Annotated in this window: 20 protein-coding genes; 10 read left to right on the forward strand and 10 right to left on the reverse strand. The window is 62.4% G+C overall.

The window, feature by feature from the left end; translation table 11 throughout:
* The first annotated feature begins 51 nt into the window (after window positions 1-51).
* Together JFN93_RS01460 and JFN93_RS01465 are read left to right on the forward strand one after the other, a co-directional pair.
* A complete protein-coding gene (locus JFN93_RS01460) occupies window positions 52-1,929 on the forward strand; it encodes an aldehyde ferredoxin oxidoreductase N-terminal domain-containing protein (RefSeq protein ID WP_199382196.1) in 1,878 nt (625 codons plus the stop codon).
* Between the two features lie 448 nt (window positions 1,930-2,377).
* Complete coding sequence (locus JFN93_RS01465; RefSeq protein ID WP_199382197.1) at window positions 2,378-2,812, forward strand: FKBP-type peptidyl-prolyl cis-trans isomerase; 435 nt, start codon at window positions 2,378-2,380, stop codon at window positions 2,810-2,812.
* Here the strand turns inward: JFN93_RS01465 and JFN93_RS01470 are convergent, their stop codons facing one another.
* Window positions 2,813-3,346, reverse strand: a complete 534-nt coding sequence (locus JFN93_RS01470; protein WP_236021475.1) for a MerR family transcriptional regulator — start codon at window positions 3,344-3,346, stop codon at window positions 2,813-2,815.
* A 149-nt stretch (window positions 3,347-3,495) separates the two neighbouring features.
* Window positions 3,496-3,678 (reverse strand): MerR family transcriptional regulator, encoded by a 183-nt coding sequence (locus tag JFN93_RS01475; protein WP_199382198.1) that lies wholly within the window; start codon window positions 3,676-3,678, stop codon window positions 3,496-3,498.
* 223 nt (window positions 3,679-3,901) lie between these two features.
* Between JFN93_RS01475 and JFN93_RS01480 the strand changes: the two genes are divergently transcribed.
* A complete protein-coding gene (locus JFN93_RS01480) occupies window positions 3,902-4,372 on the forward strand; it encodes an SRPBCC family protein (RefSeq protein ID WP_199382199.1) in 471 nt (156 codons plus the stop codon).
* 13 nt (window positions 4,373-4,385) lie between these two features.
* On the opposite strand, the gene JFN93_RS01485 is transcribed toward JFN93_RS01480, so the two are convergent.
* The 6 genes from JFN93_RS01485 to JFN93_RS01510 form a co-directional block, all read right to left on the reverse strand.
* A complete protein-coding gene (locus JFN93_RS01485) occupies window positions 4,386-4,814 on the reverse strand; it encodes a response regulator (RefSeq protein WP_199382200.1) in 429 nt (142 codons plus the stop codon).
* A gap of 20 nt (window positions 4,815-4,834) precedes the next feature.
* Window positions 4,835-7,237 carry a sensor histidine kinase gene (locus JFN93_RS25885; RefSeq protein WP_199382201.1) on the reverse strand — a complete coding sequence of 801 codons (2,403 nt, stop codon included), beginning with the start codon at window positions 7,235-7,237 and terminating at the stop codon, window positions 4,835-4,837.
* A 492-nt stretch (window positions 7,238-7,729) separates the two neighbouring features.
* On the reverse strand, window positions 7,730-8,857 hold the full coding sequence (gene cydB, locus JFN93_RS01495) for a cytochrome d ubiquinol oxidase subunit II (RefSeq protein ID WP_199382202.1): 1,128 nt from the start codon (window positions 8,855-8,857) through the stop codon (window positions 7,730-7,732).
* 4 nt (window positions 8,858-8,861) lie between these two features.
* The gene (locus JFN93_RS01500; RefSeq protein ID WP_328753327.1) at window positions 8,862-10,391 is read right to left on the reverse strand and encodes a cytochrome ubiquinol oxidase subunit I; all 1,530 of its coding nucleotides are present in this window, start codon (window positions 10,389-10,391) and stop codon (window positions 8,862-8,864) included.
* 94 nt (window positions 10,392-10,485) lie between these two features.
* Window positions 10,486-10,701 carry a DUF4492 domain-containing protein gene (locus JFN93_RS01505; protein ID WP_199382203.1) on the reverse strand — a complete coding sequence of 72 codons (216 nt, stop codon included), beginning with the start codon at window positions 10,699-10,701 and terminating at the stop codon, window positions 10,486-10,488.
* Between the two features lie 461 nt (window positions 10,702-11,162).
* Window positions 11,163-12,332 carry a diguanylate cyclase domain-containing protein gene (locus tag JFN93_RS01510; protein WP_199382204.1) on the reverse strand — a complete coding sequence of 390 codons (1,170 nt, stop codon included), beginning with the start codon at window positions 12,330-12,332 and terminating at the stop codon, window positions 11,163-11,165.
* A gap of 334 nt (window positions 12,333-12,666) precedes the next feature.
* Here JFN93_RS01510 and JFN93_RS01515 point away from each other — a divergent pair, with 334 nt between their 5' ends.
* Entirely contained in the window at window positions 12,667-12,960 is a 294-nt protein-coding gene (locus JFN93_RS01515; protein WP_199382205.1) for an NIPSNAP family protein, read from the forward strand.
* Window positions 12,961-13,178: 218 nt separating this feature from the next.
* On the opposite strand, the gene JFN93_RS01520 is transcribed toward JFN93_RS01515, so the two are convergent.
* Window positions 13,179-14,189 carry a glycosyltransferase family 2 protein gene (locus tag JFN93_RS01520; protein WP_199382206.1) on the reverse strand — a complete coding sequence of 337 codons (1,011 nt, stop codon included), beginning with the start codon at window positions 14,187-14,189 and terminating at the stop codon, window positions 13,179-13,181.
* 310 nt (window positions 14,190-14,499) lie between these two features.
* On the opposite strand from JFN93_RS01520, the gene JFN93_RS01525 reads away from it, so the two are divergent.
* The 4 genes from JFN93_RS01525 (at window position 14,500) to JFN93_RS01540 (ending at window position 17,285) form a co-directional block, all read left to right on the forward strand.
* A complete protein-coding gene (locus JFN93_RS01525; RefSeq protein ID WP_236021476.1) occupies window positions 14,500-14,967 on the forward strand; it encodes a hypothetical protein in 468 nt (155 codons plus the stop codon).
* Window positions 14,968-15,126: 159 nt separating this feature from the next.
* Window positions 15,127-15,297 carry a hypothetical protein gene (locus JFN93_RS01530; RefSeq protein WP_199382208.1) on the forward strand — a complete coding sequence of 57 codons (171 nt, stop codon included), beginning with the start codon at window positions 15,127-15,129 and terminating at the stop codon, window positions 15,295-15,297.
* A gap of 4 nt (window positions 15,298-15,301) precedes the next feature.
* On the forward strand, window positions 15,302-16,999 hold the full coding sequence (locus tag JFN93_RS01535) for a response regulator (RefSeq protein ID WP_199382209.1): 1,698 nt from the start codon (window positions 15,302-15,304) through the stop codon (window positions 16,997-16,999).
* The gene (locus JFN93_RS01540; protein WP_199382210.1) at window positions 16,989-17,285 is read left to right on the forward strand and encodes a hypothetical protein; all 297 of its coding nucleotides are present in this window, start codon (window positions 16,989-16,991) and stop codon (window positions 17,283-17,285) included. Before JFN93_RS01535 ends, JFN93_RS01540 begins: the two co-directional genes overlap by 11 nt.
* 234 nt (window positions 17,286-17,519) lie before the next feature.
* On the opposite strand, the gene JFN93_RS01545 is transcribed toward JFN93_RS01540, so the two are convergent.
* Window positions 17,520-18,887 carry an MATE family efflux transporter gene (locus JFN93_RS01545; protein ID WP_199382211.1) on the reverse strand — a complete coding sequence of 456 codons (1,368 nt, stop codon included), beginning with the start codon at window positions 18,885-18,887 and terminating at the stop codon, window positions 17,520-17,522.
* A 413-nt stretch (window positions 18,888-19,300) separates the two neighbouring features.
* Between JFN93_RS01545 and JFN93_RS01550 the strand changes: the two genes are divergently transcribed.
* Together JFN93_RS01550 and JFN93_RS01555 are read left to right on the forward strand one after the other, a co-directional pair.
* Window positions 19,301-20,698, forward strand: a complete 1,398-nt coding sequence (locus tag JFN93_RS01550) for a TAXI family TRAP transporter solute-binding subunit (protein WP_236021477.1) — start codon at window positions 19,301-19,303, stop codon at window positions 20,696-20,698.
* Between the two features lie 137 nt (window positions 20,699-20,835).
* Window positions 20,836-21,900: an NADH:flavin oxidoreductase/NADH oxidase gene (locus JFN93_RS01555; protein WP_199382212.1), complete on the forward strand. Its 1,065-nt coding sequence runs from the start codon at window positions 20,836-20,838 to the stop codon at window positions 21,898-21,900.
* Window positions 21,901-21,998: the final 98 nt, after the last annotated feature.

The raw sequence follows: 21,998 nt of genomic DNA on the forward strand, positions 1-21,998 counted from the left end.
TCTTTGTCTCTGATTTCGGAAAAACACATACATTCAGGGAGATCCTCATCCATGGCCACCCATCAGAAGGTTCTGCTCGTCGATCCGTCCACCGGGTTTTACAAAACGGTGAAGTACGGCTTTGACCGCTACTTCGGCCCCGTCGACCTGGGCATTCACCTGGCCGACAAGAAAAACAGCCTCAACTTCGGCGTCGGCATCTTTGCCGGTTCCATCTTCCCGGGTTCCAACCGCCTCGTGGTCACCGGCCATTCCCCCTGCTGGCAGGGGCTTTACGTGAGCTCGATGGGTGGGGCGGGGCTCGTCTTCAACAACCTCGGCATCAACATGTTGAGCCTGGTCGGCAAGGCCCCGGCACCTTCCGTGCTCTACCTGAACCGCAACCACGGTGAGGTGATCGAAGTGGAGGTGGTCCCGATTCCGGTCGAGGAGATCTGGGCCGGCGGCCGCACCGGGGTCTACGCTCTCACCGACTACGTCCACGAACGGTTCGGCTCCCGGTTCGAGAAGGACCCGCGCATCCTGGTCTGCGGTCCCGCGGCGTTGAGGACCGACATGGGGGCGATCATGTCGGTCCCGATCGCACGCGGGAAGGTGGGGCTCGTCGATACCTGGGCGGGGCGGGGGGGCTTCGGCAGCGCCATGCTCCAGCAGCACGGCATCGCCGCCATCATCTACGGAGGCACGGTGGTGGAGGATGACTTCCGGGACCGCACCGTTGCCGACCAGTGGTTTCAGGACAAGTACAACCTGAAGCTGGCGCAGAAGGATCTGGAGGCGACCAGCAAGTACCGCTTCGACGAGAAGCTCGGCACCGGCGGGACGCTCGGGGTGAACTTCACCACCATGGGGGGCAAGATCATGGCCTTCAACTACCGGACCATCTTCGACTCGGAAGACCAGCGGCTCCAGATGCACCGGCGGTTCATCGTAGACCACTACCTGAAGCAGTTCAACGAGGAGACCATCGCCGGCAGACAGCAGGCGAACTGCGGCGAGCCGTGCGTGGCGGCCTGCAAGAAGATGAACGGGCCCTACAAGAAGGATTACGAGCCGTACCAGACCATGGGGCCTCTGTGCGGCATTTTCGATCAGCGCGCCGCCGAGCTTTTGAACCACCACTGCGACGCAATGGGATTCGACGCCATCTCCTGCGGAGGCGTGTTGGCGTGGCTCATGGACCTCCTGGATACCGGGAAGCTGACCCGGGAAGAGGTCGGGGTGACCCGGATGCCGCGCTGGAACGTGGACGGCTTCGAACGGGTCACCGATTCGCTGCACAATGCCGAACTGGGGGTGGAGCTCATCGACGCGATCCTGGCGCGGCGCGGCCTGCTCGATTTTCGCGAAGGGATCCGCAAGTGGAGCCGGATCCACTCCACCGGGCGCGGCGTCGCCCTGCACGACTCTTTCGTCTACACCGCCTTCGGGCGGCGCGGCTGGATGGTTCCCAACCAGTACTGGGTGGCGGGAGCCCTCGCCCCGATGACCATCATGGGGAAGTACTACATGGTGTACTCCGGCGAGTTCATCGCCCCGCGTGAGCTGGGGCGAAAATGCGCCGAGCGGCTGAAGTCGGAGCTGATCCTGGATAACCTCGGGATCTGCCGCTTCCACCGCGCCTGGGCGGAGGAACTGCTGCCGGAGGTGATCGGCTCGCTGTACGGCTGCCGGGACGAGTTCCTGCGGGCGATCTCGGTGCTGGCCAGCCGCCTCAACAGCCACAACTGCCCGGTTTTCTGGGAGTCCCAGCGCGACATCGACTACGTGCACACCTTCCTTTTGCGCAAGCGGGAGGTGGAAGGGGACCAAAGCCCGGAACTTTTGTGGTGGCTGGAGAAATTCGCCGCCGACCGCAGCGAGGCGGCCAAGGAGTTCTGGTACGAGATGCTCAAGGGGATCAACGAGTCGCTGGTGGATATTTTTTAGAGGCGGGGTCGGGGGGCGAGGGGCGAGGGGCGAGGGGCGAGGGGGCTGGGGCCTGGAGACTTCGGGGGCTGGAAGGACGGGGTTAGGGGCTAGGGGACTAGGGGAAGACTCCAGCGGAGGATTTGCGGGAGCTGCCTTTGGCGGGTAGCACCAACTCTGTGGGAGCGCCTTTCCAGGCGCGAATACCCGCAACCGAAGTCACCGCCTCCGGCGGATCGCGCCAGAAATGGCGCTCCCACAGTGAAACAACGCTCCCTGTCAACTCCTACAGTTGACGGCTGATCCGGAAATTCCCTCGGATGACCTGCCGATAGGCATCCTGCCTAAGGGAGCGGCAGTCCCTTTCGTTTTGGTGGGCGCTTTCGTTGGTATTCCGCAATGTTAGGCGGATGGCCGGTTTGTTGCAACATCCAGAGGGAGCCCAATTTCTTCTCGGAGGTTGCCATTGATGAGCATTCTGAAAGCAGGCAGCAGGGTTACGGTCCATTACATAGGAACGCTGGATAACGGCAAGATCTTCGACAGCACTCCCGATGACGAACCGCTGGTCTTCACGATCGGCGCCAACGAGGTCTTTCCCGCGCTGGAAGCCGCGGTTGCCGGAATGGCCCCGGGCGAGGTGCGCAACATCGTCGTGGCCGCCGCGGAGGCCTACGGGCCGCGGCGCAAGGAGAACGTGATCCGGGTCGACCGGAACGCCTTTCCCGCCGGTCGCGAGCTTCGCCTGGGACAGAAACTGGCGATGGAGTTCAACGGCGGAGCCAGCCGGGTCATGATGATCACCGAAATCGGCGCAGATGAGGTGACCCTCGACGGGAACCATCCGCTTGCCGGCCAGGACCTCACTTTTGCCCTTCGGCTGGTTTCGGTGGAGGAGGGGTGACTACCGCTTCTCCGCCGCCTCGGCCGAACGTCTCCTGATCTCGCGCACCTCGTCCGCGCCGATCCCCAACCCGACCAGGAACTGCTGGTGGGCCTCCGGCGCACGTCGCTCGAACTCGGCATGCCAGCGGAACATGGCCGCCTCGTCCATGCCGGCTGCGCGCAGCATCTCGATCCACGCCTCCTTGTCGACCGGCGTCTCCTGCGTCGCCTGTACTTTCAGCATCTGCGCGATCATCCGCTGTTGGGAGCGCAACACGCCGATCTCCTCTCCCAACTCCCGCATCCGCTTTTGCAGGACGCTAACCTCGCTGTTTTCCTCCCGCTCCAGCACCCGTTGAATGTCGCCAATGGCCAGGCCGGCGCTACGAAACCCGCAGATGGCCTGGAGCCGTTCCCGGTCGGCGGCGGAGTACATCCGGTACCCGGCTTCGCTGCGACCGGTCGGCTTTAACAGCCCGATCCGGTCGTAGTAAAGCAACGTGCTCCGGGAAAGCCCGAATTGACGGGCGAGCTCGGTGATGCGGAACATCATTTCCTCCGTGGTAGGGGCGAAACACCCATCCTCCGTACCCCATCTTCACCCCCTCCTTCGCCAAGGCTTCGGCGGGCACGGCTGTCCCTCCCCTTGACGGGGAGGGAACGTTTGGGCAAGTTACTCAAACAATGCGGGACGGCTGCGGGTCAGGCGTATTTCTTCCTGATCTCGGCCACTTTGTCGGCGGGGAGTCCCAGCCATTCCAGGAAGCTCTGGTGGCCGGCCGGGTTTTCCCGTTCGAAAAGCCGGTGCCACTTCTCCATGGCTGCGTCGTCAAGACCTATGGCGCGAAACCTTGCTACCCACTCTTCTACCGTTACCTGTTTCATTACCAACTCCTTTTGTGCCTGTAGTATGTTGTCATGGCCGTGACAAAAACAAGCCTAAAGGGTGAACCAATAGACGGGTCAATGGGAAAATTCATCCAGGAAAAATTTTTGTGACAGGGAAGGTCGGAGCTGAGAGAATGAGAGAAGTCTGCACTCCGTACCACGCTCAGTAATGCCTGCGGCGAGGCGGTCGGCACAGCAAACGAGCCTGACGAGGTAGAACATGAAGGTTTTCCGCCTGGAACAAAGACAGTTGCTGCGGATTCCCATCGAGGAAGCGTGGGAGTTTTTCGGCAACCCGGCCAACCTGCCGCTGATCACCCCGCTCGATCTCGGGTTCCGGATCACCTCGCCGCCGTCGGAGCGGATGTATCCCGGCATGATGATCACCTACACGGTTACCCCGTTTGCCGGTTTCCCGATCCAGTGGGTTACCGAAATCACCCACGCCCACGCTCCCACCTTTTTCGTGGACGAACAGCGCTTCGGGCCTTACCGGCTTTGGCATCACGAGCATCATTTCCAAACCGTCCCCGGCGGGACCGAGATGACGGACCTGGTCCACTATGGGCTTCCGTTCGGACTGCTCGGGCGGATCGTTGTCCCGCTGGTGCGGCGGCGCCTTTCCGCCATTTTCGAGTTTCGCCGACAGGTGCTGGAAGATAGATTCGGCAGGCCGGCTCAGGCCCCTTGAGCCACCCCTGGCCTCAGGCCGCGGCGGCCTCGCCGGAAGGCTCCCGGATCAGGCGCGCCTTCTTGATGATGGGGAGCAGCTCTTCCCTGAGCAGCGGCTTCGATAAACACGCCAGGACGCCGAACCCGCGGCAGAGGGCATGGGCCTGCGGGTCCTCACTTGAGCTCAGCACCACCACGTTCAACCCTGCGGTGGCCGGGCAGCTCCGTAATCTCCAAAGCACCTCGATGCCGTCCATTTTGGGGAGCTTCAGGTCGAGAAGCACCAGGTCCGGAAGCGAAGCATGCGGTTCCGGACCCGGGGTCACCCCCAGTTCGGATAACGCCGCGAACCCGTCGCGCGCCACCGTAATCCGCTCGGCCCCCATCTTCCTCAGCGTGCGCAGGGCCAGCCATTCGTCGTCCGGGTTGTCCTCGACCAGCAGTATCGAAAGCTCTTTCATCCTCTTCCCCCCTGCATCAGTTATCGAACTTTCCCTGACTCCTCGATCGTGAAATAAAAGGTCGCCCCCTGGCCGGGAGCCCCCTCGGCCCAGATCCTGCCTCCATGCCGCTCCACGATCCGCTGCACCGTCGTCAGACCGGTGCCGCTTCCCTCGAACTCGTAATCGTTGTGCAGCCGGGAAAACGGCTCGAAGAGCTTGTCCGAAAAGCTCATGTCGAACCCGGCGCCGTTGTCCCGGATGTAATAGGCCGGCTCGGGGTGCTCCTGACGGGCAAATTCGATGCGGGGCGCCTCGGTTTTGCCGGTGTACTTGAAGGCATTGTGGAACAGGTTGCGCAGGCAGATGCCGAGCATGCCCCGGTCCCCATGCACCGTGAGCCCCGGCTCGATCTTCACCGCGACCTCCCGTCTCGGCACCTCCTCGCGCAGATCGTTCACGGTCCGCTGTGCCAGCTCGGAAAGGTCGATCTGCTCCCGTTCCACCTTGGCACGGGACAGCCGGTTCATCAGGAGCAGCGTGTCGATCACGGTGCGCAGCTTGACGCTGGCCGCCTCGATCCGCTCGCTCAAATGCGGCAGTTCCTCCGGCCGTTCCTCTTCCAGCGCCTCCCGGATCAGAGCGCTGAAGGCGCTGAGCCGGGCAATGGGGGCGCGCAGCTCGTGGGAAATGGAAAAGCAGAAGCTCTCCAGTTCGCGGTTCAAACGCTGCAGTTCTTCGGAGCGTTCCTCGACCCGTTGCTCCAGCTCCAAGGTCAGCTGGTGCAGCTCATCCTCGATCCGCTTGCGGTCGGTGATGTCGGTGCACATGGCGAAGGAGCCGCAATAGCGCCCATCCCCATCGGACAGCGGGGAGCCGGAGATCTGAATCCACGCGGTGCTGCCGTCCGGCTGGGGAACCCGCAGCATGTATTTGGAACAGATCCCTTTCTCCCGCAGCTCCAATTGCCTCCGGAGCAACGGCAGGTCTTCCGCACAGACCAGCTCGTCGATCACCCGGCCCAGGATCTCCCCCTTCGGCTTGCCGAGGATCTGCGCCAGTCGATCGTTGACGTAGGTGGCGGTCCGGTCCGCATCGATGATCCACGCCCCCTCGTTGGCCGTGGCGATAACGGTCTGGAACAGTCCCTCGCTCTGCTGCAGTTTCACCTTCGCAGCGCGCAACCGTTGCGCCCCAGCCGCCCGTTCGGAGGCAAACCGCGCTTCGGCTTCCGCTTCGACGGCACGACGCTGGAGTTGATGCAGCACCATGCCCAGGCCGGAGGCGATGATGCCGCTGGCGGTGAAGCAGGCGATGCGAACCCCGGACCAGGTATCGAAGGAGATATCGCCGCCGAGCGTGGTCCGGACCCATCCCGCCATGAAAACCGAGAATACCGTGGCGATGAGACCGGGGCCCAGTCCCCCGTAGCCGGCCGCGAGGATGACGGCGGGGTAGAAGGTGACGAACGGAAATTCGGCCCCCAGCGACATCGGGAAGAGCAGGCGTATTGCGGCGGCCAGGAAAACCAGGCTGGCGGCCAGGGTGAACGTGAAGCGATGCTTCTGGGCCATCTCGTTCACCGCTTCGCCCAGCGATACCCCTTCAGTAACCGGATCGTCCCGGTGCAGCATTGCCGCCGCCAAAAGGTAGATACTGGCCAGGTACTGGGTGCCGCGCCCGGTCCACGCGAGCCATCCTCCCGGGGCGTGTTGCATCATGACGGCGAGCACCCCCACCGCCATGAGCAGCAGTGCGCAGGCGTACCAACGGATGCAGGCCGAGACCGGACCGCTTTCGCACAGGAGCAAAGTGGCGGTCAGGGTGAACATGGCAACCGCGGAACCCAGCACGAACTGGCGGACCAGGGTCCCCCCCCGTCCCGGCACGAAGAAAACCGGCAGCGTCTCATAGAGCGTCGCAACCAGGAGGACCAGCCCTGCCCCCAGGGCGAGGAGGTAAACCGTGAATAGCACCAGCTTGGGATGCTTAAGCTCTACCCGCCATTTCCGGGATACGGCCACCCCTGCGAGGTGGCAAAACGATGCGGCCCACACACAACAGTTGTGATAGGTGACGATTGTATTGAAGTTGCAGGGGAAGCGGTCGTTGCTGACGGTGCCGAAGGTCATGACCAAGCCGGCGCAGCCCCAGATCAGCGCGCCGCATCCCAGCATCAGATGGCTTGGTCTGCCCTGCTGCACGAAGGTCTGGCCGATGATGCCGGAGATTCCCAGTGCGACGACCGCGTAGGATAAGAAGTTCAGGACGGCGAGGAGTGGGACGGATTCGAAGGTTCCCTGCGGCTTGGTCGCCCACAGGAAAAGGATCGCGCAAAGAAGGAGGGGGACCGGGAGCCAGACGCGACGGTCCAGCCGGACGGCACCCTGCAGGACTGCTTCGGAGAAATTCCATTGCTGTGGCGAACGTGCGGTATCAATCACGTCGAACCTTCGCTATCCCGGTGTTAGGGTACGGGAGCCGGCGCCGGGGAAAGGGCACTGGATCGATCAGGAAATGACAATGGGACAAACTTTTTACATTGTGCGATCGTTTTAGTCAATGCTTTTAATTTAAAAAACCACATTTGGGTGTGTAAAGAAATGTAGGGACATTCTTCTGATGAAAAAGGACGCGCACGCTACCGATGAAAGAGTCAACGAACTTTGAGACAGTGTGAATAACACCGCAGAAACAGAGAAGTTGCTGCTGAGGATGTGTTCATGCCGATGTCAAAGAAAAAAGCGCAGAGGATTTCCCCTGCGCTTTTTTTTCGAGTCGGCGGCGGCGTCAAAGCCGCCGCCGGTGCCGGCAATTTCCGGTTACAGCATTTCGGTCTTGTCCAAGACCATTACCGCACCGCGGTAGGAAAGGGTCAGAACCAGCAGCCAGCATACCAGCAGAAAAGTAATCATCGGTATTCTCCTTTGGGTTGGTTAGTAGTTTTCTTCCTTGGCCAGTTCGGCCAGGGTCAGTTGTCTTGCGTCCATCAGTCTCCAGACGTAGGCGATGTAGGCAAGAACGAAGGGGACCCCGATCGCCACGTAGCTCATGACGGTGAGGGTGTATTTGCTGCTCGAAGCGTTGTAGATGGTGAGGCTCGACTGCAGGCTGGTCACCGACGGGTAGAAGGCGGTGTTGTTGTAACCGGCCAGGCAGAAGACGGCGAGTCCAACCAGTACGGTGCCGAGGCCGCCGAACCAGATCCCGCGGTTGCTCTTCAAAAACGCAGTGGCGACGACGCCGTAGATAACGGAGACCAGGCCGAGCAGGAGCAGGACCGGGACCGCCGGCATCGCCAGCAGGTTGTGGAGGTACTTGGCCTTTTCCATGAAGACCTTCCCGGTGTTCGGGTCGATGGCGAAGCCGTCCATGGTCAAGAGGCCACCGAGCACGGTCAGCAGGAAGGGGAGGGCGAACACGAGGTTGATCAGGGTCGCCTTGCGGGCACGGGCCACGAGCTGGTCGTGGTGGATGTGGTTCACGATGTACATCGCGCCGAGCACCCGGGCCAAGAAGACCAGGAAGAGGCCGAAGGCGACGTTGAAGACGTTGAGGGCTGCCTCAAGGCCGCGGAACGGGGTGTCCCAGATCACCGAGTTGAACTTGGTGAGGGTGAAGCTGGAGCCGGTGAAGAAGGTGCCCACCGCGGCCCCGATGAGGAGGATCCCCACGGTGCCGTTGATCAGCATGAAGATCTCGTAGATCTTGGCGCCCAGGACGTTGTCCGGCTTCTTGCGGTACTCGAAGCTCACCGCCTGCCCGATGAAGGTGAAGAGGATCAGCATCCAGACCCAGTACGCACCGCCGAAGCTGGTGGCGTAGAAGAGCGGGAAAGCCGCGAAGAGAGCCCCGCCGAAGAGGACCAGGGTGGTGAAGGTGAGTTCCCACTTGCGCCCGATCGAGTTGATGATCAGGGAGCGCTCTTCCTCGCTTTTCGCGGTGGTGAAGATCAGGGTCTGGCCCCCCTGCACGAAGGTGAGCATGAGGAAAAGGGAGCCGACGACGGAGGCGATGAGCCACCAGAGCTGCTGCAACAGGGTGTGTTCGAGATTTCCTATCATGGTCTTAAGCCTCCGGTCCGATCTTGATCTGCTTCATCATGATGCGAATTTCCGCCACAAGAAGCACGGTGAATATGGTCAGGAACATGAAGAAGGTGATCTGGACGTTGGTCGCGCTCAGGTTGCTGCCGGCGACGTTCACCGGGAGCAGCCCCTGGATGGCCCACGGCTGACGGCCGACTTCCGCGACCACCCAGCCGGCCTGGGAGGCGACGTAGCCCAAGAAGAGGGAGATGAAGGCAAGCTTGTTGAGCCAGCCCTTCTCTTCCAGGTTCCCTTTCCAAGCGAAGTACAGGACCAGGATGAAGATGATCGGGAACAGGGTCCCCAGGGCGATCATGATGTGGAACGCGTAGAAGGTCGGTGCCACCGGCGGAGCCGCGTCGGCGGCGGTCTTGAGGTAGCCGTAGCCGAGGTCGTCGCGGTGCTGGTTGAAGGTGGTGAGGGCGGTGGCCGCGGCCGCGGCGTCGCCGCGCTCCTTGGCAGCCTTGTAGTTGGCAAGCTCGGTGACGGCGATCTGGCCGGAGGCGATGCGCTGCTTGGCCCCGACGATCTGCTTTTCGGGGTTGCCGTAGACCAGGTCGTTCACGCCCGGTACGAAGGTCCCGGCTTCGCGGTTGGCCAGCAGGGAGAGGAGCCCCGGGATCTCGACCTTGCCCACGAAGGAGGGCTCCTTGTCGCCCGGCTTCTTGGAGGCGTTGATGATGCCCATGGCCACGACCGGGGCGTTGTTCTGCCCGTCGTAGAGCCCTTCCATCGCGGCAAGCTTCATCGGCTGGCGCTGGGCGATGTGGTAGGCGGACTCGTCGCCGTTGAAGGCAACGAAGGCGGTGGCAATCAGGCCGAAGATGGAGGCTACGACCATGGAACGCTTGGCCATGAGCTGGTGGCGCTTCTGGAGCAGGAAGAGCCCGGAGACGCCGAGGACGAACAGCGACGAAAGCAGGAAGGAGGAGCTGGTGGTGTGGGTGAATTTCTGCACCGCCGCCGGGGAGAGCGCCACGTCAACGAAGCTCTGCATCTCGAAACGGGCCTTGTCCGGGTTGAACTGCATCGCGGTCGGGTACTGCATCCACCCGTTGGCAACCAGGATCCAGACCGCGGAGAGGTTAGAGCCGATCGCTACCATCCAGGTCGACAGGAGATGGAACCCCTTGGAAACGCGCGACCAGCCGAAGAACATGACCGCGAAGAACGTCGCCTCGATGAAGAAGGCGAAGATCCCCTCCACCGCCAGCGGCGCGCCGAAGATGTCACCGACCATCCAGGAGTAGTTGGACCAGTTCGTGCCGAACTGGAACTCCATGATGATCCCGGTGGCAACACCGATGGCGAAGTTGACCCCGAAAAGGGTCATCCAGAATTTGGTCAGCTTCTTCCAATCCTCGTTACCCGTCTTTACGTAGATGGTCTCGAAAAACGCGATCAAGAACGACAGTCCCAGGGTCAGCGGTACGAAGATCCAGTGGTACATGGCCGTAAGTGCAAACTGTGCTCTCGACCAGTCCACCGTTGCCAGAGTCTGCTCTCCCACTTTTTTTCCTCCTTCTTTGTTGTAGTGCCGGCGGACGCAAGTCCGCCTTCCTTTGTATGTATTTCCGCACGATGCGGATGTATCGGCGTAGAGGTTAGCGCGCGGCCGGCAGTCGGGTCAGGTTGCCCAGGACGTAGTTGGCGCGTTCGGTATCGGTATGAAATGCGGTGTGCAGGTTGGTGGAAAAGAAAAAGACCTTCAGTACGGCGAAGATCAGGAAAAGCTTGATGAGGATGACCTTCCAGAGGGTACGGCCGACCACCATGGAGCGGAAACCGTCACGGTAGAAGGTGAAAACTTTGTTAGGCATCGAGTGCATGCCGCCCTCCTGAACAGGATCAATCGGATCATTATTGTCTTGTTGTGACGAAAAATATTCCTTTCCGTAACGTAAGTCAACAAAAAATTTTCAGGGGAAAGGATTTTTTTTCGTTGTGGGGAGGGTCTTTCCGTAAATTCCCGACAGATTTGTGCGGGTAAGGCGTAAGGTCCGGTAGTTGCGGGTACTTTTATCCGAGGCAGCTGGCCGCTACCATGTGGGAAGGCAGAGCGTTCCACGGAATCGCCCCCCCGTCAAGGAGGGTCGGCCCTGATCCCCCCTTTGGCAGCGGGGGGATGGGGGATTGCCTTTCTTTTTCTCGCCCCGAGGTGGAGCAAAGGATCGAGACGGGATGCCAGGAAAGGGATGCCAACCCGGTGGGAGCGCCTTTCCAGGCGCGAATGAGCGAGGTGCCCGAACAATGCTGCCGCCCGGTCGGATGGCTACCTTGGCTACCCCGGCTTCCCCGACGGATAGTCCACCAAAAACGCCTCCGGGCTGCTCTTCAGAATCTGCGATTTACCCGGCGGCTCCGATTCCTGACGCTGAAGCTGGCCAGGCCCGGGACCGCTGACGATGCCCAGCACCGGGAGGGAAACCTCATATTCATATTCGTCAGAAACGTCCTCCTTGGCCAGGCACCTTTTCCGGGTGAACTTTTCCTGGTACATCCGTTCGTCGCTCAGTTTCAGGGCGCGGGTGAGTTCGTCCCCGCTGTGGGCGGTGGCGGCGCCGATGGAGATGCTCAATCCCCTGGTGTCGCCGCTTGCATTCAGCTCTCGCAGAACGGTCCGGATCCGCTGGCTCGCCTCGGCTACCACGAGTTCATCGGCTCCCGGGAGCAAGACGGCAAACTCGTCGCCGCCGATCCGCGCCACCACGTCTCCGGCCCGGAATGCGCCGGACAGGATGCCCGCCGCCAACCGCAGCTGGCGGTCCCCTGCGGCATGCCCGAGCCGGTCGTTTACCGGCTTCAGATCGTCCACGTCGGCGACCAGAACGCTCACCGGGAACTGGCGCCCCAACTGCAGCCGCTGCAGCTCCTCCTCGAAAAAGGCCCGGTTGAAAAGGCCAGTGAGGGTGTCGTGGGTGCTGAGTTGGCGCAGGTCGTCACGCACCTTGGTCAGGTCGCGATTTCTTTCGATGGCGGTTTCGTAGGAATGGTACAGGAAGGTGAGCATGCGCACCGGGTCGGAGCGGATGATCCGTTTCTTTCCTTCCAGGATCACCTCGACGTTGAATTCGGAACCGGCGTGGTCCCGGTTGCGCCGGTTGGCGAAGATGTCGGCAATGCGGGAGAGGAGACGGTTTTCCTCGCACGGCTTGGTGAGGAAATTGTCCGCTCCGCATTCCAGCCCGCGCAGGACGTCGAGCGGGTCGGAAAGGGAGGTAAGCAGGATCACCGGGACGTCCTTGGTGCGCGGATCGTCCTTGATGCTCCGGCACAGTTCGAAGCCGTCCATTTCCGGCATCAGCACGTCACTGATCACCAGCGAGGGAAGATGGGCGGCCAGTATGTTGAGGCCGGCACGGGCATTCTCCGCAACCGATACGATATAGCCGTGCTGCTCCAGCAGGTACTGTAAGTAATGAGCCTGGGTCGGACTATCTTCGATGATCAATATGCTATGTACTTCCGGTGCGCGTTCTGGTTCCATAGTCACAGTGAGACCCTCTGCTGTGGTTGGATTGATAGAAATGAGCCGCTATGAGAGATTGGAGAAAGATTCTACCTTGTAATGAAAAAATGTCATGTAAACGTGACCGAAATTTATGAGGGAAGCGTAATTGCTGTGACAGTGACGGGCAGGAGAAAAGGATTTCGGGGACTTGCGTAAACCTGTTGACAGAGCGCATTGGACAGTGTTTAACATCAGGGCCGCGGGGTGGCCCGGCGCGCCAGATCGTTCAGGATTTGGCGGACTTGAGTAAAGGCAAGGTCATGAAGGAGGGGTAATGAGGGAGCAGCTTCGGATCTATACCATCAACAAAGGACAACTGCAGCAGTTCGTCGCGGAATGGAACGAGAAACTCCGGCCGCTGCGCGAAAAACTCGGTTTTCGGGTCGTGGCGGCCTGGACGGTGCCGGAGACCAACCAGTTCGTTTGGGTGCAGCGTTACGAAGGGGACAAGAGCTGGGAGGAGCAGGACAAGGCGTATTTCGCCTCCGAAGAACGGCGCGTCATGCAGCCCGACCCGGGGCGGCTGATCGCGAGGATGGAGACCTACGACGCCGAGCCCGCGCTGTAGGTGCTTTCCGCAGATGCCCCCTTCCCTGGTGGGAGGGAGGGGTGGGTACCACGAACCGGTCTCTCGGATGTCACGGCGAGTGGCGCCTCTACTGTAGGAGCGACATTCCTGTCGCGATCCGCCGAAGGCGGTGCTGACGTTTGTCATTCGCGCCAGGAATGGCGTTCCCACAGGGTACGCAGCTCCTGTACCGATGGCGGCTTCTTGCAAACAGCCCCCTACGCCACGCAGACGAAATCCGCCCCCTCGGTCCAGCCGCGCCGTGCGGCGGTCTGGCGGAACTGGTCCCGGGCGCCGCGCAGCCCGATGGCGACGAGCATCTTGCGCTGCTCCAGCTCGAAGCTCTCCGAATGCAGCACCGGAGCGCCGTGCAGCAGGCGGCCGATCTTGCGCGGGTCGACGTCGAGCCAGTGCGAGACCCGGATCCCTGCCGCGGCGAGCAGGCGCTGCCAGGCGCGCGCCTCCTGGCCGGCTCCGGCCAACACCAGTTCGGAAACCTCCTCTAGGAACGCCTGCTGCAGGTGGTGCAGCTTGCAGCGGCGCATGGCATCCTGGGCGTATTCGCTCATGGTGCGGGTGGCTCGCTCGGGGTGGTCCCGCCAGCAGAACACCGGCCCCGGGAGCCGGGCGAACCGGGTCCCGGCTGCCGCCATCCTGAGCCACAGATCGTAGTCTTCGGGCCAGCCTAGGTCTCGGTAGCCCCCCAGGCCGGCGACGATCTCGCGGCGCGTCATGACCCCGGGGTGGACGAAGGGGGACTCGACGAAGAGGTCGCGGACGATGAGTTCATGGGCCGTGAGCGAGTTCTGCCATCGCTCGTAGTCGAGCATGCCGCGCCTGAGCCCCTGTCGCGGGAAGTGCCGAAACGACGAAGCGACGAGCCCCACGTGCGGGTTTTCGCTGAGACAGTCGGCCTGGGTGGCCAAGCGCCGGGGGTGGCTGACGTCGTCGCCGTCCATGCGGGCCAGAAGCGGTGCCCGGCAGAGTTCCAGTCCGGCGTTCAGCGCGGCGACGAGCCCGCCTCCTTCGCGCCGGAGCACCCGGACCCGCGGATCGCCCTTCGCGGCGGCTGCCAGGATGGCCGGGGTCGCGTCGCTGGAACCGTCGTCGACGGCGACCAGTTCCCAGTCGGCAAGGGTCTGGCGAAACAGGGAATCAAGCGCCGCCGGCAGGAAACGCTCTTCGTTGCGGACCGGCATGAGTACTGAGATCAGGGGCTTACACGACATGGGCACCTCATGAAAATGGAGCGCCCAATGTAGCATGAAAACGGCAGGAGAGGGGAGCGTTGAGCTGCCGGTGCCTCTCTTTTAAAAGCTCCCGATCCGCTAAAGACATTGCAAAGCTGGAGCTTTGAAAAAGGCCTGCGTTCCCAAGGTGGACCTTGGGAACGAGAGGCCTCCTCGGTGGAAAGCAACCGCGTATCGCAGCAAGAGTGACGCTTTAAAAGAAAACGGGCGTCCACGTCCCCTCTCCTTCAAGGGTCGCGCGCGAGAGCGCAAGCTTGCGACGGACAGGGTGAGGATGGGTTTTGATCCTATGAAAACACTTCTGGCCGTCGACCTCGGCCTGAAAACCGGCTTTGCCCTCTACGGTGCCGACGGAAAACTCATCTGGTACCGCTCCCAACACTTCGGCTCCACCGACCGGCTTCGGCGCGGGGCGCACGGCATCATCCGCGGCATCCCCGAGCTTTCCGCCATGGTGATCGAGGGGGGAGGCAATCTCGCCCTGGTCTGGGAGAAGGAGGCTGAGCAGCACGGGATCGCCGTCCGGCGGGTGGGGGCGGAAGTCTGGCGGGAGGTCTTCCTGCTCCCGCGTGAGCAGCGCAGCGGCGCCGACGCGAAAAAGCACGCCGGGGAGCTCGCCCGGCGGATCATCGACTGGTCCGCTGCCCCACGCCCCACCTCGCTGCGCCACGATGCGGCCGAAGCCATCGTCATCGGGCTCTGGGGCGTCCTTCACTTCGGCTGGCTTGACGCCATTCCCCGCGAGATCCAACGCTGAACCCGCATAACTCCCCACATGGCAGGAAAATAATCTGAGCCGCCTTAAAGGTGCTGCCTAATTAACCGATAACTCTCCCATATGTTGAATCATTCCCGGGATGCGCGGTCCCTCACCGATGCCTGCCGGGTACCGCTTGCTATCCCAGGGGAGGGTTGTGTGGAACACGTTCATTGCCACCCGGACGAATCAGCTCATCGGCCTGGTAACGAGATCATCACCCAGTCGGAGCAAAACCGCTCCGTCGCCGACCAAGTGGAGAGGGTCTCCACCGAGCTGGCCCGCAAGTCGGAAAGTCTGCTCGGGACGCTGGCCCGGTTCCGGACCTGATGGCATGCCAATGACTACGCCGGCACCAGCATCGGAATTCACCCTCCTCTTCGTGGAGGACGACCAGTTCAGCCGGGAGATGGTCCTGCCGCGGCTGGAACAGCTCTTTGCGCGAGTCGAGGTCGCCGTCGACGGCATCCAGGGGCTGGAGCGCTTCCAGCAGGGGGGGATTGACCTCGTCCTGACCGACCAGCATCTTCCGGGGATGTCGGGGCTGGAGATGACCCGGGAAATCCGGGTCTCGGACCAGGAGACTCCGGTGGTGCTGATGACGAGCAGCATCGACAACGACATCCTCCTTGAGGCGATCAACGTCGGGGTGTCGCGGTTCATCCCCAAGCCCTACGATTACCAGGTTCTCTCCCGGCGGCTGAAGATCATCGCGCGGGAGATCGCCGACAAGCGGCTGGTCGAGCGGTTGCAGCAGCAGGAAGTCGAGGAGCTCCGCTCCAAGGACAGCTACCATCTGTTGCAGCAGGAGGCGGCGCGCCGGAAGGAGCACCACGTCGTGCGCAATCAGATGCTGCACCAGGCGCTCCCGGACGGCGACGGCAACCTCTGGGGGGTGGAGGTGCGCTACGCCCCGCGCGACATCATGTGCGGCGATGCCTACACGGTTCGGCGCCTTCCTGACGGACGACTTTTGGTCTTCATGGCCGATGCCATGGGATCGGGGCTTTCCGCATCGATCACCGCGATCCTCGCCACCTCCTTCAGCAACTTTTTCGTCGCGCACTTTCAGACCGGCTGCATCTGCGGCTTCAGTCTACCGATCCTGGTCGGGCGTTTCCGGGAGTACCTTTCTGAAATCCTGCTCGACGACGAGGTGCTATCCTGCGGCTTCTTCCTGGTCGATCTGGCCCGGCTGGAGTTGGATGCGGCGCTCTTTGCGTTACCCCCCTTGCTGGTGCGCGTGAACGACGGCACGGTGCAGCAGCTGCGCAGCGGCAACGCACCGTTTTGCAGCTACACCGGGGCGATTTCTTTTACCAAGCTCGACCTTGCCGGTATCGCCGAACTTCTCGCCACCACCGACGGGGTGACCGATGCCGAACTGGCTGAGGGAGGCGCCTACCGGGAGGTTCTGGAGGAGGATTTTCGCCAGTCGCCGACGCTTAATGCGTTACAGGGCCGGTTCCGGCAACGCGTCGCTGCCGGGGAGCAGGACGATATGACGCTCTTCCAACTGCGGCGGCTGGGAAGCGCGGATGCCGTGACCTTTCGCATCGATCCACCGCCCACCTACGAAGGGGTGGCCGAGGCGGTCGAGGAAACCATGGTACGGCTGCGCGGGGAACGTATTCTCGATGGGGATCTTCTCGACGAGATCGAGTTCGTGCTGAGCGAAGCGGCGGCCAATGCCTACGAGCACGGCTGTCTGGGGCTGGGGGGCGCTCGAAAGAGGGAGCTGCTCCTGGATGGTAGTTATGATGCGGTACTGACCGGGTCGGTTGCCCCGGAGGGCGCCCATCTCGGCGTGGCGGTGAGGATACAGCGGGAGGAGGGGCTTTTGACCTTCGAAGTGTCCAGCAGCGGGCCGGGACTAACTCCCGCCCACTTTGGGGTGACGGTAGAGTCCACCGCGGTGAACGGCCGCGGCCTGCAGATGATCAAATCTTTTTGCGACAGTATTTTCCTGGCTGACGAAGGACGACGTCTGATCATGATGAAATCGTTTGAAGGGGGGAACTATGCAGCTTGAACGTACCGGCAGTGAGATCACCATTTTGGGGAACATCAAGTCGATCCAGGATAGCGCCTCGATCAAGAATGCGGTCGGCGCCGCGATCATGGAGGGACACAAGAAGGTAGCGCTGCGGATCAAGGATTCGTTCTCGATGCCGTCGGCGGTGATCGGTTACTTGATGAAGGTGGTCCACCATGACCAGGTCCAGCTCGTGGTCGAGGTCGGAGACGAGCGCCTGCTGACCCTTCTGGAGTCACTCAACCTGGAGACCATTTTCGGCGCCCGGCTCCACCAAGCGTAGCCGGCTTCGCTGTTGATAACCTGCCTGGCCGATCCTTGGGTGACCGGGGTGCTAACCCTTAGGGATGAAAAGGGGACAGGCACCTTCGGAGCCAGTCCCCATCAACTCCAACCTGGCTTACCCTGTGGGAGCGCCATTCCTGGCGCGAACCGCCGGAGGCGGTGACGTGACGCACCTACAAGTTAACGCCCACTCTTCCCCAGCACCGATCTCATTGGCACAGGTGAGGCCATCTCACTGGTCCGGGGACCGGCTCAGCTCCTTGTCCAAAAGCCTCCGCACCGTCCGGCGGATGAAGAGCAAAGACAGCAGCGCCGCCGACCAGTTCACCAGGAGAATCCCCCACCACACCCCCACCGTTTCCCATTTCAACACGATCGCGAATACCCAGAAAATCGGCACCGGAGCCAGGAGCTGCCGGTACAGCCCGATCCACAGGGAGAATTTCGGCAGCTGCAGTCCCTGCAGGGCGAAGGTGTTGATGTAGAGGATGACATAGGCGGCGAGGACGAAGGCCGCCACGTGCAGGTAGCTTGCCCCGACGGCGATGACCCGCGGATCCTTTGAGAAAAGACCCATCATCGGGGCGGCCAGGAACAGCAATGCTATGGTGCCGATGGTCATCAGCCCGATCCCGCCGGTCAGTGCTCCCCGGATCGCCTCCTTCACCCGGTCCAGGCGTCGCGCCCCGTAGTTCTGAGCCACCAGGGCGAGGGTCGCCACGTTGAGCCCCATCACCGGCAAAAGGACGATCTGTTCGATCCGCGTGGCGATCCCGTAGCCGGCAACGGCCTGGGGGCCGAACCTCCCGACGAACCAGGTGATGACGAAGACCCCGATGGAAACGGTGAGCATGGCCAGGCTGGCGGGGAACCCTTGGCGGGCCAGTTCCCAAAAGATCCTGCGGCGCGGGACGAACCCCCGCCAGCCGAGGTTGCCGACCAGGCCGGTCTTGCGGGCGCGGTGATGCAAAAAGCCGGTTCCGATCCCCTGTATGGCGACGGTGGCCCAGGCGATCCCCGGAAGCCCAAGTGGGGGCAGGCCGAGCCCGCCGTGGATGAACCACGGGTCGTAGATCATGTTGAGAATGAAGGCGGTGACGAGGAAATTACGGTAACTCTTGGTGTCGCCGGTGGCGTTGAGGATGCCGTTTTGGGCTTGGTTGGTCACGAAGAAGACGGCGCCGGCGAAAAGGGCGCCCATGTAGGAAACTGCCTGGTCCAGGTAGGCTCCCTGGGCGCCCATGAGCCGGAATGCGGCCGGGGCGAGCAGGTTTCCGGCGGCCGAGAGCAGGATGCCGTGCAGCACGCTGAAGGAGATCACTTGGGCGGCGTAGAGCTCGGCCTGGTCGCTGCGCCCCGCCCCGAGGGCGTGCCCCATGAGGGCGGTCGCGCCGGTGGAGATTCCGCCCCCCATGGCGATGATGAGGAAAAAGAGCGGGAACGACAGCGACACCGCGGCGACGGCCTGGGTGGAGATCTGTCCCGCGTACCAGGTGTCCACCACGTTGAACATGGTGTTGAAGAAGAAACCGATCCCCACCGGCACCGCAAGACGACGCAGCAAGCTCCCGATGGGGGCGGTAATGAGGTCACCATTCATGGAACGATTTTCCTTGCGCTCTCCTTGGCAACGGGGCGCCGGCTTTTATAGTTGACGATTCGTCTTCACCTGAGCTGCGGCCGGTTTCCCTTGTAGGAGCGACATTCCTGTCTCGATTAGCCACCGGTCAATCGCGACAACAATGTCGCTCCTACAAGGAACAGGACCCGGATTTCGAAACCTGATGGCCCTTCTCATCTTAATACCGCCACTGCGAGTCCGTATGAGTTTTTACACAAAACAGCCTTAACGGATGCACATCGGGCGAATTTACCGCATAATAGGGGCTCGCGCCAGGGCCGAATCCTCACAAAGCCATCCGCTCACCGGCACAGAGCCGGCCTGAGTGAATCGACCAAGCTCCCTCTGAGCATGCCGTCGGCGCAGATACTACCACGACAGAGGTGTATTGCATGGAACATCACAACCCCGGATACCCGAACAATGGCATGGTGCGCCGCCTCGACGCCGTCCGCCGCCTGGCCCGCCTGCAGAAGGTCTCCTGGAACGACCTCGCGCTTACTGTCGGTCCGATACTCCTGATCACCCTTCTCGCCATCTGTGCCGCCTATTGGTTCGTGCGCCCCGCCCCTCCCGATACCATCACCATCATCAGCGGGCCGGACGGCAGCACCTTCCGGGCCACTGCCGAAAAGTACCGGAAGATCCTGGCGCGCAACGGCGTGAAGCTGAAAATCCTCCCCTCCGACGGATCGCTGGACAACCTCCGCAAGCTTTCCAACCCCTCTTTGCACCACATCGATGTGGGGTTCGTGCAGGGGGGGCTGGTCCAGGACGCCAGCCAGGAGAAGCTGTTCTCCCTGGGGAGCGTTTTCCACGAGCCGGTCGCCATATTCTACCGGTCGGACAAGCCGGTCACCCTGCTGTCGGAATTCGCCGGCAGGACCCTTGCCATCGGTCCGGAGGGGAGCGGGACCCGGGTCCTGTCGCTTACCCTCCTCAAGGCAAACGGGATCGAGCCGGGAGGGAAGACGAACCTGCTCCCGTTAGGGGGCGGCGATGCTGCCCAGGCGCTCTTGGACCACAAGGTGGATGCGGCGTTTCTCATGGGCGACTCCGCGACTCCTCCGGTGATGCGGCGGCTGCTCTGGACCCCCGGCATCCGGCTCTACAGCTTTTCCCAGGCCGACGGCTATACCCGTCGCTACGGCTACCTCAACAAGCTGCAGGTCCCGATGGGGGCCTTCGATTTCGGGAAGAACGTGCCGCCGCAGGACATGTATCTCGTCGCGCCGACCGTGGAGCTTTTGGCGCGAAAGAACCTGCACCCGGCGCTATCGGATCTCCTCATCGAGGCGGCCCGCGAGGTGCACGGCAAGGCGACCCTCATGCAAAAAGCCGGGGAGTTTCCGTCGCCGCAGGAACGGGAGTACCCGATCAGCCCGGATGCGCGACGGTACTACACTTCCGGCAAAAGTTTCCTCTATCGGAACCTTCCCTTCTGGCTGGCAAGTCTCGTCGACCGGACTTTGGTGGTTTTCGTCCCGATCGTCGTACTGCTGATTCCGGGGCTGAAGATGGTGCCGGCCCTGTACAACTGGCGGGTCACCTCCCGGATCTACCGGTGGTACGGGCTTTTGATCGCCTTGGAGCGCAGCGCCATGGAGCAGCCGGATATCGAGGAGCGGAAGAACCTGATGAAGCGGTTGGATGACATCGAAGGGAGCGTGGACCGGATGAAGATCCCGGTTTCATTTGCCAACCAGTTCTACGTGCTCCGCGAGCACATCGGCTTCGTCCGCGAGCGCCTCAAGGCCAACGCGGAAGAGGGGAAATCTGCACCGGGGTAAGAGTTTTGTTGATGCATAAGCCCTTGCGTCCCCTCTCCTTCAAGGGTCGCGCGCGAGAGCGCAAGCTTGCGACGGACAGGGTGAGAGGGGGGTGTCATCGTCCAGCCTGCAACGGTTACCTGATTAAGGAGGTCCGCATGTCCAAACTCTTTACCCCGTTGACCCTCGCCGGGGTCACCTTCAAAAACCGCATCTTCGTCTCCCCCATGTGCCAGTATTCCAGTAACGACGGCCTTCCCACCGACTGGCACCTGGTCCACCTGGGGAGCCGCGCCGTCGGCGGGGCGGCGCTCGTCATGGTAGAGGCCACCTCGGTCTCACCGGAAGGGATGATCAGCCCCGACGACAGCGGCATCTGGTCCGACCGCCACACCGAAGCCTTCCGGCCCATTGCCCGCTTCATCCGTGAAAACGGCTCGGTCCCCGGCATCCAGATCGCCCACGCCGGCCGGAAAGCCTCCACCGATGCCCCCTGGCGCGGCGGCGAACCGCTCCCCCCCACGGCGCGCGGCTGGGAGCCGGTCGCCCCGAGCCCGTTTCCCTTTGCCAACGGCTATTCGGTACCGCGGGAGCTTATCGCGGCCGACCTCGACGCGGTCGAGGCGCAATTTGCCGATGCTGCCCGGCGGGCCCATGCCGCCGGGTTCCAGGTGCTGGAAATCCACATGGCGCACGGCTACCTCCTGCACGAGTTCCTCTCCCCGCTCTCCAACCGTCGCAACGACGCGTACGGCGGCTCCCTGGAGAACCGCCTCCGCTTCCCCTTGCGGGTGGCCCGTGCGGTGCGGGCGGTCTGGCCCACCGAGCACCCGCTCTTCGTGCGGATCTCCGCCACCGACTGGGTAGAGGGGGGCTGGGACCTTTGCCAGTCGGTCGCCCTGAGCGCGCGCTTGAAGGAGATCGGGGTGGATCTCATCGACTGCTCCTCCGGGTTCGTCACCCCCGACGCCGCCATCCCGTTCGGTCCCGGTTTCCAGACCCCGTTCGCCACCGCGATCCGTAAGGAGACCGGCCTTGCGACCGGTACCGTCGGATACATAACCGACGCGGTCCAGGCCGAGCAGATCATCGCCACCGGCCTGGCCGATGCCGTTTTTCTGGCGCGGCAGTTTTTGCGTGACCCCTACTGGCCGCTCCATGCCGCCCGGGTGCTCGGCGTCGATACCTCCTGGCCGGTGCAGTACGAGCGGGCGAAAAAGTAATTGGGGCCCTGCTGAACGAAGGCTGAAAAAAGAAAAAGCCTGCAGCAACGGCAGGCCTGGTGGTGGGGCGGACCGGGGGGCGTCGAATGGGCAGGGTG

Source organism: Geomesophilobacter sediminis (assembly GCF_016458275.1).
In the GTDB taxonomy this organism is placed as follows: domain Bacteria; phylum Desulfobacterota; class Desulfuromonadia; order Geobacterales; family Geobacteraceae; genus Geomesophilobacter; species Geomesophilobacter sediminis.

Bases quoted from the DNA above. Each gene is read 5' to 3' on its own strand.
- JFN93_RS01520 (WP_199382206.1), bottom strand. From the start codon at position 14,189: ATGTCGTGTAAGCCCCTGATCTCAGTACTCATGCCGGTCCGCAACGAA.
- JFN93_RS01460 (WP_199382196.1), top strand. From the start codon at position 52: ATGGCCACCCATCAGAAGGTTCTGCTCGTCGATCCGTCCACCGGGTTT.
- JFN93_RS01540 (WP_199382210.1), top strand. From the start codon at position 16,989: ATGCAGCTTGAACGTACCGGCAGTGAGATCACCATTTTGGGGAACATC.
- JFN93_RS01525 (WP_236021476.1), top strand. From the start codon at position 14,500: ATGAAAACACTTCTGGCCGTCGACCTCGGCCTGAAAACCGGCTTTGCC.
- JFN93_RS01535 (WP_199382209.1), top strand. From the start codon at position 15,302: ATGCCAATGACTACGCCGGCACCAGCATCGGAATTCACCCTCCTCTTC.
- JFN93_RS01555 (WP_199382212.1), top strand. From the start codon at position 20,836: ATGTCCAAACTCTTTACCCCGTTGACCCTCGCCGGGGTCACCTTCAAA.
- JFN93_RS01475 (WP_199382198.1), bottom strand. From the start codon at position 3,678: ATGAAACAGGTAACGGTAGAAGAGTGGGTAGCAAGGTTTCGCGCCATA.
- JFN93_RS01505 (WP_199382203.1), bottom strand. From the start codon at position 10,701: ATGCCTAACAAAGTTTTCACCTTCTACCGTGACGGTTTCCGCTCCATG.
- JFN93_RS01550 (WP_236021477.1), top strand. From the start codon at position 19,301: ATGGAACATCACAACCCCGGATACCCGAACAATGGCATGGTGCGCCGC.
- JFN93_RS01545 (WP_199382211.1), bottom strand. From the start codon at position 18,887: ATGAATGGTGACCTCATTACCGCCCCCATCGGGAGCTTGCTGCGTCGT.
- JFN93_RS01480 (WP_199382199.1), top strand. From the start codon at position 3,902: ATGAAGGTTTTCCGCCTGGAACAAAGACAGTTGCTGCGGATTCCCATC.
- JFN93_RS01465 (WP_199382197.1), top strand. From the start codon at position 2,378: ATGAGCATTCTGAAAGCAGGCAGCAGGGTTACGGTCCATTACATAGGA.
- JFN93_RS01485 (WP_199382200.1), bottom strand. From the start codon at position 4,814: ATGAAAGAGCTTTCGATACTGCTGGTCGAGGACAACCCGGACGACGAA.
- JFN93_RS01470 (WP_236021475.1), bottom strand. From the start codon at position 3,346: ATGATGTTCCGCATCACCGAGCTCGCCCGTCAATTCGGGCTTTCCCGG.
- JFN93_RS01515 (WP_199382205.1), top strand. From the start codon at position 12,667: ATGAGGGAGCAGCTTCGGATCTATACCATCAACAAAGGACAACTGCAG.
- cydB (WP_199382202.1), bottom strand. From the start codon at position 8,857: ATGATAGGAAATCTCGAACACACCCTGTTGCAGCAGCTCTGGTGGCTC.